The sequence below is a fragment of the Nocardioides pakistanensis genome (assembly GCF_054781215.1).
In genome coordinates, this window is sequence record NZ_BAAGUV010000023.1 from 107,960 (window position 1) to 121,776 (window position 13,817).

16 protein-coding genes and 1 tRNA gene are annotated in these 13,817 nt (G+C 71.6%); 6 read left to right on the forward strand and 11 right to left on the reverse strand.

All coding sequences use genetic code 11. The annotated features are described in order from the left end of the window. Positions 1–13 precede the first annotated feature (13 nt). Positions 14–865, forward strand: a complete 852-nt coding sequence (locus tag ACYVIH_RS10105) for a PAC2 family protein (RefSeq protein ID WP_460868832.1) — start codon at positions 14–16, stop codon at positions 863–865. 16 nt (positions 866–881) lie between these two features. Here the strand turns inward: ACYVIH_RS10105 and mshC are convergent, their stop codons facing one another. Genes mshC through ACYVIH_RS10125 form a run of 4 tightly spaced genes read right to left on the reverse strand, consistent with a single transcriptional unit; the run spans position 882 to position 4,202 of the window. Continuing rightward, entirely contained in the window at positions 882–2,111 is a 1,230-nt protein-coding gene (mshC, locus tag ACYVIH_RS10110; RefSeq protein ID WP_460868834.1) for a cysteine--1-D-myo-inosityl 2-amino-2-deoxy-alpha-D-glucopyranoside ligase, read from the reverse strand. Positions 2,112–2,135: 24 nt separating this feature from the next. Beyond that, positions 2,136–2,969 carry an SCO1664 family protein gene (locus ACYVIH_RS10115; RefSeq protein WP_460868836.1) on the reverse strand — a complete coding sequence of 278 codons (834 nt, stop codon included), beginning with the start codon at positions 2,967–2,969 and terminating at the stop codon, positions 2,136–2,138. Continuing rightward, positions 2,930–3,508 carry a DUF3090 domain-containing protein gene (locus tag ACYVIH_RS10120; protein ID WP_460868838.1) on the reverse strand — a complete coding sequence of 193 codons (579 nt, stop codon included), beginning with the start codon at positions 3,506–3,508 and terminating at the stop codon, positions 2,930–2,932. The genes ACYVIH_RS10115 and ACYVIH_RS10120 overlap by 40 nt, the downstream gene beginning before the upstream one ends. Before the next feature lie 10 nt (positions 3,509–3,518). Further along, positions 3,519–4,202, reverse strand: a complete 684-nt coding sequence (locus tag ACYVIH_RS10125; protein WP_460868840.1) for a histidine phosphatase family protein — start codon at positions 4,200–4,202, stop codon at positions 3,519–3,521. Positions 4,203–4,235: 33 nt separating this feature from the next. On the opposite strand from ACYVIH_RS10125, the gene corA reads away from it, so the two are divergent. Together corA and ACYVIH_RS10135 are read left to right on the forward strand one after the other, a co-directional pair. Further along, complete coding sequence (corA, locus tag ACYVIH_RS10130) at positions 4,236–5,216, forward strand: magnesium/cobalt transporter CorA (protein WP_460868842.1); 981 nt, start codon at positions 4,236–4,238, stop codon at positions 5,214–5,216. A 23-nt stretch (positions 5,217–5,239) separates the two neighbouring features. Further along, positions 5,240–6,250, forward strand: coding sequence for a magnesium transporter (locus ACYVIH_RS10135; protein WP_460868845.1), 1,011 nt, complete (start codon positions 5,240–5,242; stop codon positions 6,248–6,250). 6 nt (positions 6,251–6,256) lie between these two features. On the opposite strand, the gene ACYVIH_RS10140 is transcribed toward ACYVIH_RS10135, so the two are convergent. The 4 genes from ACYVIH_RS10140 to ACYVIH_RS10155 are packed head-to-tail and all read right to left on the reverse strand — an operon-like array spanning position 6,257 to position 9,514. Further along, positions 6,257–7,081, reverse strand: coding sequence for an undecaprenyl-diphosphate phosphatase (locus ACYVIH_RS10140; protein WP_460868847.1), 825 nt, complete (start codon positions 7,079–7,081; stop codon positions 6,257–6,259). A gap of 40 nt (positions 7,082–7,121) precedes the next feature. Then, a complete protein-coding gene (locus ACYVIH_RS10145) occupies positions 7,122–7,697 on the reverse strand; it encodes a TetR/AcrR family transcriptional regulator (protein WP_460868850.1) in 576 nt (191 codons plus the stop codon). Positions 7,698–7,712: 15 nt separating this feature from the next. Continuing rightward, positions 7,713–8,390: an ABC transporter ATP-binding protein gene (locus ACYVIH_RS10150; protein ID WP_460868852.1), complete on the reverse strand. Its 678-nt coding sequence runs from the start codon at positions 8,388–8,390 to the stop codon at positions 7,713–7,715. Next, the gene (locus ACYVIH_RS10155; RefSeq protein ID WP_460868854.1) at positions 8,387–9,514 is read right to left on the reverse strand and encodes an ABC transporter permease; all 1,128 of its coding nucleotides are present in this window, start codon (positions 9,512–9,514) and stop codon (positions 8,387–8,389) included. Before ACYVIH_RS10155 ends, ACYVIH_RS10150 begins: the two co-directional genes overlap by 4 nt. 138 nt (positions 9,515–9,652) lie before the next feature. On the opposite strand from ACYVIH_RS10155, the gene ACYVIH_RS10160 reads away from it, so the two are divergent. Continuing rightward, the gene (locus ACYVIH_RS10160) at positions 9,653–10,606 is read left to right on the forward strand and encodes an aldo/keto reductase (RefSeq protein WP_460868857.1); all 954 of its coding nucleotides are present in this window, start codon (positions 9,653–9,655) and stop codon (positions 10,604–10,606) included. Between the two features lie 45 nt (positions 10,607–10,651). Further along, positions 10,652–10,900: a DUF5703 family protein gene (locus ACYVIH_RS10165; RefSeq protein WP_460868859.1), complete on the forward strand. Its 249-nt coding sequence runs from the start codon at positions 10,652–10,654 to the stop codon at positions 10,898–10,900. Between the two features lie 9 nt (positions 10,901–10,909). Here ACYVIH_RS10165 and ACYVIH_RS10170 read toward each other — a convergent pair whose 3' ends face one another. Beyond that, complete coding sequence (locus ACYVIH_RS10170) at positions 10,910–12,250, reverse strand: M20/M25/M40 family metallo-hydrolase (RefSeq protein WP_460868861.1); 1,341 nt, start codon at positions 12,248–12,250, stop codon at positions 10,910–10,912. A gap of 114 nt (positions 12,251–12,364) precedes the next feature. Between ACYVIH_RS10170 and ACYVIH_RS10175 the strand changes: the two genes are divergently transcribed. Further along, positions 12,365–12,450: transfer RNA gene (locus tag ACYVIH_RS10175), tRNA-Leu, on the forward strand. Between the two features lie 79 nt (positions 12,451–12,529). Here the strand turns inward: ACYVIH_RS10175 and ACYVIH_RS10180 are convergent. Both ACYVIH_RS10180 and ACYVIH_RS10185 read right to left on the reverse strand, forming a co-directional pair. Then, positions 12,530–13,102, reverse strand: coding sequence for a potassium channel family protein (locus tag ACYVIH_RS10180; protein WP_460868864.1), 573 nt, complete (start codon positions 13,100–13,102; stop codon positions 12,530–12,532). Positions 13,103–13,162: 60 nt separating this feature from the next. Further along, positions 13,163–13,726, reverse strand: a complete 564-nt coding sequence (locus tag ACYVIH_RS10185) for a hemerythrin domain-containing protein (RefSeq protein ID WP_460868866.1) — start codon at positions 13,724–13,726, stop codon at positions 13,163–13,165. Positions 13,727–13,817 lie beyond the last annotated feature (91 nt).

Sequence of the window (13,817 nt, forward strand, 5' to 3'; positions counted from 1 at the left end):
ATAGGCTGGTGGGGTGATCGAGCTCGAAGAGGTACCCGACCTCGAGTCGCCCGTCCTGATCGCGGCGTTCGAGGGCTGGAACGACGCGGCGGACGCCGCCTCGGCGGTGGTGGACCACCTGATCAAGGTGTGGGACGCCCGGGTGGTTGCGGCCATCGACCCCGAGGACTTCTACGACTTCCAGATGAACCGCCCGGTCGTCGGCACCGACGATGCAGGGATGCGCAAGATCACCTGGCCCTCAACCCAGATCTCGGTGGCACGGCCGCCGGGCTCGCAACGCGACGTGATCCTGCTCCGGGGGATCGAGCCCAACATGCGCTGGCGCCAGTTCTGCGCGGAGCTGCTCGCGGCCGCCGACGAGCTGGGCACCGAGCTGGTGGTCACGCTCGGAGCGCTCCTGGCCGACACCCCGCACACCCGGCCGGTCCCGGTGAGCGGCACCGCGACGGAGCCGGAGCTGGTCGACCGCCTGAAGCTCGAGCAGTCCAACTACGAGGGGCCCACCGGCATCGTCGGGGTGTTCCAGGACGCCTGCGTCCAGCTCGACCTGCCGGCGGTGTCGTTCTGGGCGGCCGTCCCCCACTATGTCGCCCAGCCGCCGTGCCCGAAGGCGACGCTCGCACTCGTCGGCCGGCTCGAGGAGCTCCTCGAGATCTCGATCCCGTTGGCCGACCTGCCCGAGGAGGCGCGCGCCTGGGAACGCGGCGTCGACGAGCTCGCCGAGGAGGACGAGGAGATCGCCGACTACGTGCGCGCCCTCGAGGAGACCCGGGACACCGCGGAGCTGCCGGAAGCCAGCGGCGAGGCGATCGCCCGCGAGTTCGAGCGCTACCTCAAGCGCCGCGAGACCGGCGACCAGTAGCCCCGACCGGCAGGCCTCAGATCCGGATGCCCAGGCGGGCGTCGAGCAGCGCCCGCACCGCGTCCTGGCCGCTGCCGTCGCCCTGGGACGGCCGGCAGGCCCGGGCCCAGCTGTCCACGGCCTCGAGCGCCGCGGGTGCGTCGAGGTCGTCGGCGAGGTGCCGGCGTACGTCGGCCACCAGCTGCTCGACACCGGACACGGTGGCCCGCACGACCGCCTCGCGCCACAGCGCCAGCCGGCTCTCCGCGAGCTCGATGTCCTGGTGGGTCCACTCCCAGTCGCTGCGGTAGTGGTGCGCGAGTAGCGCGAGCCGGATCGCCATCGGGTCGGTGCCGGCCTCGCGCAGCCGCGACACGAAGACCAGGTTGCCCTTGGACTTCGACATCTTCTCGCCCTCGTAGGCGACCATCCCGGCGTGCATGTAGAGCTGGGCGAACCGGGCGCCGCCGGTTGCCGTCTGGGCTTCGGCTGCACTCATCTCGTGGTGCGGGAAGACCAGGTCGCTGCCGCCGCCCTGGACGTCGAAGGCCTCGCCGAGGTGCTCCAGGGCGATCGAGGAGCACTCGATGTGCCAGCCGGGTCGGCCCCGGCCGAGCTCGGAGTCCCAGGCGGGCTCACCGGGACGCTCGGTCTGCCAGAGCAGGCAGTCGAGGGGGTGCTTCTTGCCGGGCCGGTCCGGGTCGCCGCCGCGGTCGGGGAAGATCTCGAGCATCTGCTGCTCGTCCAGGCCCGAGACCTGCCCGAAGGTCGGGTCGGCGTGGACCGAGAAGTACAGGTCACCGTCGACGTCGTACACCACACCCCGCTCGCGCAGGCGCTTGACCAGCTCGACCGCGAGCGGGATGGACTCCACCGCGCCGACGTAGGCGTCCGGAGCGAGTGAGCGGAGCGCCTCCATGTCGGCGCGGAACAGCTCGGTCTGCTCCTCGGCCAACGCCTGCCAGTCGGCCCCCGTGTCGCGGGCCCGCTCGAGCAGCGGGTCGTCGACGTCGGTGACGTTCTGCACGTAACGGACCTCGTGCCCGGCGTCGCGCCAGGCGCGGTTGAGCAGGTCGAAGGCGACGTAGGTCGCGGCGTGCCCCATGTGGGTGGCGTCGTACGGCGTGATCCCGCAGACGTACATGCGAGCCGTGCCGTCGGGGCGGGTCGGCTCGACCTGGCCCGAGGCCGTGTTGTGGACCGACACGGCAGGGCCGGGGCCGAACTGCTCGAGTGAGGGGACCTCCGGGCTCTGCCATGCACGCATGCCCGAAAGCCTAACCAACCGGTCTCAGAAGGCCGGCCACGGGATTGCCGGCCACTCCCCCGACGGCAGCGGCATCCGGCCGTGCGCGAGGAGGTCGTCCACGCGCGTCGCCACGGCCTCGACCTCTGCGGCCGAGAGCAGCCTCTGCAGCGCTTCGGGCAACGCGTGGCCCGACGTGGCGAGGGTCTCGGCCAGGCCGGCCAGCACGGCCCGCTCCTCGTCGGTGAGAGGCAGGGTCGCCCACCCCCACAGCACCGTCCGAAGCTTCGGTTCGACGTGGAAGCAGACGCCGTGGTCGACGCCGTACCGGTGCCCGTCGGGCATCGCGAGGACGTGGCCGCCCTTGCGGTCTGCGTTGTTCACGACCGCATCGAAGAGCGCCATCCGGCGCAGGGCCGGGGTGTTCTCGTGGACCAGCGAGACCGGGCGGCCCTCGCCGTCGACCGCGTCGAGGACCTGCAGGTACCCCGTCGGGACCTGCCCCTCGGGCACGATGTCGACCGGGTCCTGCTCCGGATCGGGGTCGCGCCACACCTGCACCATGCCGGGGCCGAGTGGGCCTTCGCGCTCGACGGTGAGCGGCACGATGCTCCAGCCCAACGCCTCCGAGACCAGGTACGCCGCGACCTCGCGGCCGGCGAGGGTCCCGTCGGGGAAGTCCCACAGCGGCCGCTCCCCGGAGACCGGCTTGTAGACGCAGCGGACGCTGTGCTCGCCGAGGGTCGCGGAGGCCAGCAGCGTCACGTTCGACGCCGGCAGCACCCGCCCGACGACCTCGAGCTCACCGCCGAGGATGACGGCGCGCTCGTCGCCGCCGGTCACCCGCCGGTGCGGCGGAAGCCGTTGGCGCGGGGGCACAGGTGTCCCTGCGGGTCCATCGGCCCACCGCAGAACGGGCAGGGCTGACGACCCGCGGCGACCACGGCCTTGGCCCGCTTGCTGAACGCGCGTGCGGCGCCCGCGGGGAGGCGTACGACGAGCAGCTCCTCCGGCTCGGGTTCCTCGATCTCCTCCTCGGGCTGGTCCGGCGAGACCACCGACTCCTCGGTGAACGGGAAGACCTCGAGCACGATCCGCTCCGCGTCGGCGTCCCAGGACAGGGTCATCGTCCCCGCCCGGAACTCCTCCTCGATGGGCTGCTCGAGCGGCTCCTGGTCCTCCAGCTCCCGCGGAGCCATCGCCGGGACGGTGCCTTCGGCGGCGCCGGAGGACAGCACCTCGTCGAGCAGCTCCTCGATCCGGGCCGCCAGCACCGAGACCTGCTGCTTCTCCAGCGCGACGCTGGTGACCCGGGTGCCGGAGCGGGCCTGCAGGAAGAAGGTGCGCTGACCGGGCTCGCCGACCGTGCCCGCCACGAAGCGCTCCGGAGGGTCGTAGGAGTGGATGACAGGGGCCATGCTCCCGACCTTACGGGGTCACGCTCCCGGCGCCACCGCCGAGCGCGGCGTCGGTCGGCGGCCTCAGTCCGCTCAGGTCACCGGCGACGGAGTTCATCGAGATCACGAACGGACGCATCGGCGTGTAGCGGATCACCGACAGCGAGGCCGGGTCGACGCTGATCCGCTGGAACAGGTCGAGGTGCATGCCGAGGGCGTCGGCGAGGATCGCCTTGATCACGTCACCGTGGCTCACCGCGAGCCAGACTGCGTCGGCACCGTGCTCGGCCTCGATCCGGGCGTCCCACTCCCGAACCGCGGCGACGCTGCGGGCCATCATCTGCGCCATCGACTCGCCGTCGGGGAAGGTCACCGCCGACGGGTGCGCCTGGATGCTGCTCCACAGCGGCTCCTCGGCCAGGACCTTGATCTCCTTGCCGGTCCAGCTGCCGTAGTCGCACTCCAGCAGCCGGCGCTCGGCGGACACGGGCGGCGCGTCGGTCTGGAAGCGCCTCATCTCGCGCGCCGTCTGCCGACACCGCTCCAGCGGGCTGGTCACGATCGCGGTGAGGGCCAGCCCCGCCAGCCGTTCCCCCGCCGCCCTGGCCTGCTCGACACCGTGGTCGTCGAGACGCACGCCCCGGCTCCGTCCGGCGAGCACGCCGGTCGCGTTGGCCGTCGTACGGCCGTGCCGGGCAAGGATCAGCGTTGCCATGGATCCGACTCTAGAGGCCGTAGCCTGAGCGCCATGATCGTCGACTGCGCGTTGTACCGCGACGGTGTGCGGGTCCCGCTCGAGGTGAGCAGCGACGACCTCGGGGCGGTGCGCGACGCCCGCCGCGGCAACGGCGACTTCGTCTGGGTCGGCCTCCACGAGCCGGACGAGGCCGAGCTCGACCGGGTGACCGAGCTGTTCGGGCTGCACCCGCTCGCGGTGGAGGACGCTCTCCACGCCCACCAGCGGCCCAAGCTCGAGCGCTACGACGACGGCCTCTTCCTGGTCCTCAAGACCCTCTGGTACGTCGATGAGCTCGACGCCGTGGAGACCGGCGAGATCAACCTGTTCCTCGGCCCCGACTACGTCATCAGCGTCCGGCACGGCGAGGGCACCGAGCTGCACTCGGCCCGGCAGGACCTCGAGCAGCGCACCGAGCTGCTCAGCCACGGGCCTTCCTCGGTGATCTATGCGATCTGCGACCGGGTGGTGGACGGCTACGAGGAGGTGGCTGGGGCCCTGGAGGTCGACGTCGACGAGGTCGAAGCGTCGGTGTTCTCCCCCGCGCGCAGCGACGACTCGGTGCGCATCTACGTGCTCAAGCGCGAGATCGCGGAGATGCGCCGCGGGGTCTCACCGCTCAAGGACCCGATGAGCAGGTTGGCGACCGGACAGATCCCCGGAGTGCCGGCCGAGTCCTCGCCGTTCTTCCGCGACGTCCACGACCACCTGGTCCGGGTCCACGAGGTGATCGAGACCCTCGACAGCCTGCTCTCGACGGCGTTCCAGGCCCAGCTCGCCCGGATCGGCCTGCAGCAGAACGAGGACATGCGCCGGATCTCCGCCTGGGTGGCGATCGCAGCGGTGAGCACGCTGATCGCCGGCGTCTACGGGATGAACTTCGAGTACATGCCCGAGCTCGGCTGGCGCTACGGGTACTTCGCCGCCCTCGGGGTGATGGTGGTCGCGTCGGTCGGGCTGTACCGACTGTTCAAGAAGTCCGGCTGGCTGTAGCCACCCGCTGCGACGATGGGGTCGTGACACTGCAGCCCGTCCCGCTACCGAGCTCACCGGAACCGCTGCTGCCGGGTTCGGTGGACAGCTACGTCGTCACCGACGTTCCTCTGTGCGACCCGGCGACGCCGGCGGGCGAGCTCCAGCAGATGCTCGTCGGCGGCCACTTCGGCTCCGCGGCGGACGTCGCGGTGGTGGAGCTGGGCGGTGCGGCGTCGCACCGGCTGCTCGGACTGATCCCGGTCGAGCTGGTGCTCGCCGCCGACGCGTCCGTGCTCGCCCGGGACCTGATGGACCCCGATCCGCCGGTGGTCGCACCTGGGCTCAACCAGGAGGCGGCCGCCTGGAAGGCCGCCCGGCACGGCGAGTCCAGCCTGGCCGTGGTGGCTCCGGACGGCACCTTCCGTGGTCTCGTCCCGCCCGCCCGGCTGCTGGCCGTGCTGCTCGCCGGGCACGACCAGGACCTCGCCCGGCTCGGCGGGTTCCTGAGCTCCTCGGCCCAGGCGCGGCACGCGATGGAGGAGCCGATCCTGGCCCGGTTGTGGCACCGGCTGCCCTGGCTCGGACTCGGGCTGGCCGGCTCGGCGGCCGCGGCCGTCCTGGTCCGCGGCTTCGAGGCGGACCTGGCCACCGAGGTCCAGCTCGCGTTCTTCATGCCGGGCATCGTCTACATGGCCGACGCCGTCGGCACCCAGACCGAGGCTCTCGTGGTCCGTGGACTGTCGGTCGGCGTGCCGATCCGGAAAGTCTTCCGGCTCGAGACCCTCACCGGGCTGCTGGTGGGCCTGCTCCTCGCGGCGGCCACGCTCCCGGCGGTGTGGCTGGTCATGGGCTCACCGGCACTCGCCGTCGCACTCAGCCTGTCCCTGGTCGCTGCGTGCGGTGTGGCGACCGTCGTCGCGATGACCCTGCCCTGGCTGATGGGCCGGCTGGGCCGCGACCCGGCCTTCGGAAGCGGACCGCTCGCCACCGTGGTCCAGGACCTGCTCTCGCTGGTGATCTACTTCCTGGTGGCGACGGCGATCGTCGGCTGAGTGTCCTCAGGCCGCCAGGACGCCGAGGGACAGCATGGTCAGCGTGAAGCCGCCGAGCGCGATCCGGTAGACCACGAACGGCAGGTAGGACCGGGTGCTCACGTAGCGCAGCAGCCACGCGATCGCGGCGTAGCCGACGACGAAGGAGACCACGGTCGCGAACGCGGTGGGCCAGACCCCCAGGGTGTTCTCCCCGTGCGGGATCTCGGGCAGCTCGAAGAGCCCCGCGCCGACCACCGCCGGGATGGCGAGCAGGAACGCGAACCGGGTGGCCGCCTCGCGCTCGTAGCCCAGGAACCGGCCCATGCTGATCGTGGCGCCGGATCGGGACACCCCGGGCACCAGCGCGGCGGCCTGGGCGAGGCCGAGGTAGACCGCGTGCTTGACGTTCATCCGGGTGATCGCGCGCTCGTTGCCGCCGACCCGGTCGGCGATCCCGAGGATCACCCCCAGCACTACCAGGGTCGTGCCGATGATCCACAGGTTGCGGAAGTCCTGCTCGATGATGTCCTTCAGCGTCACGCCGAGGAGCACGATCGGCAGCGAGCCGATGATGACGAACCAGCCCATCCGGGCGTCGAAGTTGCCGCGCCACGAGGGGTCGTAGAGCGAGCGCACCCACGCGGTCGCGATCCGCCAGATGTCCTTGCGGAAGTAGATCAGCACCGCCAGCTCGGTGCCGATCTGGACGACGGCGGTGAACGCCGCGCCGGGGTCGCCCCAGCCGAACAGCTCAGGGAAGATCCGCAAATGGGCGCTGCTGGAGATCGGCAGGAACTCGGTCAGGCCCTGGAGCACGCCGAGCACGGCTGCCTTGAGGAAGTCGAGCACGGGTCACTCCTGGTCGGTACGGGTGCGGCGGCGCACAAGACTACGCAAGAAGGTAGGGCGAGAGCAGTTCCCGGGCCCGCTCCCGCGCGGCGGCCTGGTCGTGCCCGGACTCGATCATCCTCGTCGCGGCGAAGACGACGGCGTTGATGAGCTCGGCGGTGGCGTCGGGGTCGGCGGCGCCCAGCTCGCGCAGCGCCTGCTTCATCGGGGTGAGCAGCTGCTCGTGCATCGCCCTGCTCCGCTCGGCGAGCCGGTCTGCCGGGGCCGACGCCACGAGGGCGCGGGCCAGGGAGTGCTCGCCCTCGGCCACGAGACGGAGGTTGGCGTCGACGTACGCCAGGACCCGCTCTCCGGGCCGGCCCGCGTGTTCCATCTGTTCGGTGACCATGGCCGACCACCGGGGGAACGCGTCCTCGGCCACCGCGTCGAGCAGGTCGTCGCGCGAGCCGAAGTACTGGTAGACACCAGAACGGGAGAGCCCGGCCCGTGATGCCACCTCCGCCATGCTCGGCGCTCGGTCCGGGGACTCGGTGAGCAGGCTGCGCGCCGCATCGAGCAGCGCCCGCCGCTGCGCGGCTCGGTGCTCGGCCACCGTGGCTGCCTGGATCCTGGGCACCGGTCCCCCTCTCGACTAGGTCGCGGACAGTCTCCCATCGACCATCTCCAGCACGCGGTCGCAGTGCCGCAGCACGTCGTGGTCGTGGGTGACCATCACCGCAGCCACCCCGTTGACCCGGGCCTCCCTGGCCAGGAGTTCGACCACCTGGTGGCTGCGCTCGCGGTCCAGTGCGGCGGTGGGCTCGTCGACGAGCAGGACCGTCGGACGCATCATCAGTGCGCGGGCGATGCCGACCCGTTGCCGCTCGCCGCCGGAGAGCTCGTGCGGACGGCGGCGGGCCTTCTCGGCCATCCCGACCTCGGCGAGCAGGGCGTGCGGGTCCCGGGCCGCGGACCGCCTGCCGCTGATGTGCCTGACCAGGGAGAGCTGGTCGACCGCGGTGAGCGCGGGCACCAGGTTGCCGGACTGGAAGACGAAGCCCAGGTGCTCCCGGCGGAACCGGGTCCGCTCCCGGTTCGTCAGGCCGGTGAGCTCCCGCCCGGCGACCGCCACGCGCCCGCTGTCGGGGGTGGCCATCGCTCCCGCGACGGCGAGCAGGCTGGACTTGCCCGACCCCGAGGGCCCGACGACGGCGACGAGCCGGCCCGGCTCGACGTCCATCGAGACGTGGTCCAGGGCGGTGACGGTGCTGTCCCCGTCACCGAGCGTGAGGGTGACGTCCTCGAGGAGGAGTCCGGTCGGCGTGGTCATCGGTTGCCTCCCAGGGCGTCGATCGGGTTGACCCGGGCGATCCGGACGATGGCTGCGCCGGAGCCCAGCAGGCCGAGCACGACCAGGGCGAACGCTGCGAGCCCCACGGAGCCGGCGTCGATCGCGAACGGGACGGTGCCGCCGATCAGGCCGCCGCCGACGACGCCGATCAGCACGCCTACCGCCGTGGCCAGGAGCAGCACGACCGCGGACTGAGCCAGCCCGTCTCGCATCAGGTAGACCGTGGAGGCGCCCATCGCCCGGAGGACCGCGAGCTCGTGACGCCGTTGGATGGTCCAGACGGTGAAGAACGCGCCGACGACAAGAGCCGAGATGGCGTAGAGGAAGGCCTGGATCATCATCAGCGTCGAGGTCTCCGCGGTGTAGCCGGGCGAGGCACCGAAGGACTCGTCCAAGGTGAGCGCCGTGGTGCCGGCCGCCGCGTCACCGGCGGCGAGATCGATAGACGTGCCGGGCGCGGCCCGGAGCGCCACCGCGGTCGCCTCCTCGAACGCTTCGGGACGGACCGGATCTCCGGGCCCGGCGCCCGCGTGCAGCCGTTGCCACGCCGCGAGGTCCAGGTAGCCGACGTCGACGTGGCCGTAGGTCCGCTGGTCACCGGTGGTGCCGACCACGCGAAGGGTGGTGCCGATCCGGTCGATCGTCACGGTGTCACCGATCCGGAGACCCGCGTCGATCGCAGTCTGGGACACCACGAGAGCGTCGGGTGCGACGAGTCCTGTGCCCTCCGTGACGTCAGGAGCGAGGAAGGACCCGGGCTCGACGCCGAACAGAGCCAGGTCGATCGGCACGTCGCGGCTGCTGCGGGCGTTGACCAGCAGGTTGCCGAACGGGGCCGCCTCGGCGACGTCACCGCGTTCGGCCCAGGCCGCCACCTGCGTCTCGTCCACGATGCTCCGCGAGAACGCGGAGTCCTCCTTGGTGCCCTCGTCGAAGGCGAATGCGTCCACGGGCAGCCGCTGCAGCCCGGAGACGCCGTCGTTGACCAAGCCGACGGAGAGCCCGGAGAGCAGCACCATCAGCACCGCGATCAGGGCCACCACCCCGCCCATCAGCGCGAACCGGTAACGCGCGAACCACAGTTCACGCAGGGCTAGGAACATCCCGACTCCGTCCAAGTCTTGCCGACACCGTGTCACCATCTTACCGACAAGGCGTCGGGAAGATGGGACGGGGTCTCGGGGGAGCTCCGCGGCGGGGCGTACGGGCGCGGCGCGCCCCGCGCCGATAGCGTGTGCGCCATGCAGCAGAGGTACCTGGGCCGCACGGGCCTGCGCGTCTCGAGGCTCGGCCTCGGGACGCTCACCTGGGGGCGCGACACCGACGAGCACGAGGCCCGCGACCAGCTGATCGCCTTCACCACCGCGGGCGGGACGCTCGTGGACACCGCGGCCGGCTACGGCGATGGGGCGTCGGAGGAGCTGATCGGCTCGTTCATCGGTGACGTGGTGGACCGCGACGACATCGTGCTGGCCACGAAGGCCGGCATCAGCCGGGTCCGCGGCACCCGGGAGGCCAACGCCTCGCGCGGCTACCTGATCTCCACCCTCGACGCCTCGCTCAAGCGCCTCGGCGTGGACCACGTCGACCTGTGGCAGGTGCACAGCTGGGTGGACGACGTACCTCTGGAGGAGACGCTGTCCGCGCTCGACTACGCCGTCACCACCGGCCGCGCCGCCTACGTCGGGGTGTCGAACTACTCCGGCTGGCAGAGCGCCCAGGCCGCGACGTGGCAGCGGGCCGTGCCGGGCCGCGCCACGCTGGCTTCCAACCAGGTGGAGTACTCCCTGCTCAACCGCACCGCCGAGACCGAGATCATCCCGGCAGCGGAGCACCTCGGCCTCGGCATCCTGCCGTGGTCGCCCCTGGGTCGAGGGGTGCTGACGGGCAAGTACCGCACCGGGACACCGGCCGACTCTCGCGCCGCGTCCCCGCACTTCTCGAACTTCGTCGGCTCCTATCTGACCGACATGCACGCGCGGATCGTCGAGGCGGTCGCCCGTGCCGCGGACGGGCTGAGCTGGTCACCGCTGGAGGTGGCGCTGACCTGGGTACGCGACAGGCCGGGCGTGACCGCGCCGATCGTCGGTGCCCGCACGGCGGCGCAGCTGCGCGGCGCCCTCACGGTCGAGGAGCTCGTCCTTCCCGACGAGATCGTCGTCGCGCTCGAGGACGTGTCCGCGCCCACCACCTGAGCGGGTCGTCCACGGTGCACTTGCCGCGCGTGGCACCATGACCACATGTCCGGTGCACCTATCGACACGACGCCGCGGCGCCGCGCGCTCAACCCGGGCGTGGAGTACGAGTTCGACCGGTTCACGATCTCCCGCGACTTCTCGCGCAACGCGGTCACCCGCATGCTCACCGAGCGGGCCGAGCGCGAGGGCTGGGAGCTCGACCGCGTGCGACTGTCGCCCGACGGCACCCGGCGGGTCGTGCTGCGGCGCAAGATCATCCGCCAGCAGCGGATGCCCTACCTGATGTTCTAGGCCCCTGTTCTAGGCACGGTCCAGGAACCGGTCGAACACCCGGGCACCGAACTCCAGCGCGTCCACCGGCACCCGCTCGTCGACGCCGTGGAACAGCGCGGTGAAGTCGAGGTCGGCGGGCAGCCGCAGCGGCGCGAAGCCGAACGAGCGGATCCCCAGCTTCTTCCAGTGCTTGGCGTCGGTGCCGCCGGACATGAGGTACGGCGCAACCTTCGCCTCCGGGTCCTCGTCGAGGATCGAGGCCGTGATCGCGTCGACGAGCTCACCGTCGAAGGTGGTCTCCAGCGCGTGCTGCTTGCTCACCCAGTCGATGGAGATCCGGTCGCCCACCAGGTCGGCGAGCGTGTCGAAGAACTCGTCCTCGTAACCGGGCAGGAAACGGCCGTCGACGTGGGCGGTGGCCTCCCCCGGCACCACGTTGACCTTGTAGCCGGCCTCCAGCATGGTCGGGTTCGTCGAGTGCCGGATCACCGCGCCGAGCATCCGCGCCGCGGACCCGAACTCCTCGACCAGCTCCTCGGCGGTGTCCGGTGTCGCCTCCACCCCGGCGAGCTCACCGACCGCCGAGAGCAGCACCTGCATTGCGGGGGTCAGCCGCACCGGCCACTCGTGGCGGCCGATCCGCGCCACCGCCGCGGCCAGCTCGGTGACCGCGTTGTCGGGGTGGCGCATGGAGCCGTGGCCGGCGTTGCCCTTGGCGGTCAGCCGCATCCAGGCCATGCCCTTCTCGGCGGTCTCGATGAGGTAGAGACGCCGTCCGCGGACCGTCGTACTGAAACCGCCGACCTCGCCGATCGCCTCGGTGCAGTCGGCGAGCAGGTCCGCGTGGTTCTGCACGAGGTACTCCGCCCCCTTGTGCCCGCCGGCCTCCTCGTCGGCGGTGAAGCACAGCACCATCGGCCGCTCCGGCGCCGCGCCCGCCCGCTGACGGGCCCGGACCACACTGAGCAGCATCGCGTCGAAGTCCTTCATGTCCACCGCGCCCCGGCCCCACACGTAGCCGTCCTGGATCTCCCCGGAGAACGGGTGGACCTGCCAGTCGTCGGCGTCGGCGGGTACGACGTCCAGGTGCCCGTGCAGCAGGAGCGGCTCTGGGCTCGCACCCGCTCCGTGCCCGCCCCACCGCGCGACCACCGAGGCACGACCGGGCTCGGACTCGTGGATCTCGGGCTCGATGCCGACCTCGGACAGCAGCGCCGCGACGTGCTCGGCGGCCTTGCGCTCCCCGGGTCCGCTGCCGTCGCCGAAGTTCGTCGTGTCGATCCGGATCAGGTCACGGCAGATGTCCACGACCTCGGCCGCGGGGTCGTAGCCGCGGGGGGTGGCACCGGATTCGGGCGAAGCTGTCATGGGTCCATCCTTACAGGCCGGCCCTGGCCGGGCCGATGCGAGTTCTGTCGCTGTTCTTTGCTACAGTTACCGCCGCGCTCGCAACGAAACACCGGTTGCGGACGCGACACCCTTGTCCGGGTGGCGGAATAGGTAGACGCGCTAGCTTGAGGTGCTAGTGCCCTTTATCGGGCGTGGGGGTTCAAGTCCCCCCTCGGACACAACGAGACCCCAGGGATGACCTGGGGTCTTTGTCGTGTGCGGAGCGGCCCGGGTTTCCTCTCCTCTCCCGCCGGCGGGTCAGGACCCCTGGCCGCGTCCCATGGCGCGTCGGCGCTCCTGGACGGCCCCGACCACGATGCGCGCGATCACGCCGACGAGCACGAGACCGCCGAGCATCTGGAGTGTGATCGCACCCCGCGCCGCCTGGCTCTGCGCGCTGATGTCGCCGAAACCCACCGTCGCGAAGACGGTCACCGCCAGGTAGAACGCGTCCAGCTTGGTCAGCGGTTCGGACCAGCTCGCCGGCTCGCCTCGCCCCATTGCGTAGTAGACCGCCGCGAACGCCGCGAGAAACAGCGGGACCGTGACCATCAGGCCGCCGACCGCCGTGGCTGCGGGATACGGCGACGTCCGCACCCCACGAACCTGCCAGGCGAGCAACCCTGCGATCGCAACGAGCGCCGCCGCGATCCAGACCACGCCGCCCAGCGACAGCCGGCCGGACAGCGGGACGAGGAAGTAGCCCACCACGACCGCCACGGCGACGACTGCCGAACGAGCGACCTCGGTTGCTATCAGCCGCCGCCGGACGCGTTCCGGCAGCTCCTCCCACTCCGGCCCGGGGCCGCCGGTCAGGCGTCCGCTGCGCACCACGTCTGCTCCCCTGACGGCATCGGAGCACCCTTGTGTCCGGCGGCTGCCCGGTCGCCCTCAGGCCCGGTCGAGCACCGCGCGGACGGCGTCGCGCGTGCGGTCGACCAGCGACGCCAGCGGGCCGGCCATCAGGTTGGTGGTCATCGAGCTGCCCACGGAGGGGTGCGGATGCGTCGGCGCGATCGCCTCCGCGGCACGCACCGCGGCCGCCATCCGCTCGAGGGTCTTGGCGTCGCGGTCGGCCCGCAGCAGCGGGAACTCCTCGCGCTCCTCGGCGTCGGCGTGGTCGAGCACCGCGGTCTTCAGCGCGGCGAACTTGTCGGCGAAGCCGGCGTCCTCGACGTCCATGCCGTCGAGCTCGGCCAGCATCTTCTTCGCCTCGGTCTCCTCCTCCAGGCGCGCGTCGACGACGACGTTGCCGCCCTCGGCGGTGCGCGCGGTGGGGTGCGTGATCAGCTCCTCGGCCGCCTCGTGCACCGCGAGGAACCGGCGCAGCTCCTCGAAGGCGGCCTGCTTCGTGTCGTGGCTGCGGGCCTGACCGACAGCGGTGAAGAGCTCGCGGATGTGCTCGTGCTGGGCCTTCAGGAGGTCGACGACGTCCAGGTTCTCGGTGCTTGCCACGGTGGAGCCTCTCTGTGCGTGGTGTGTGCCTCCACAACTACCCATCCAACGGCTCGTCATACAGGGGCCTTCGGCCCTCCCGCGGTCCCCC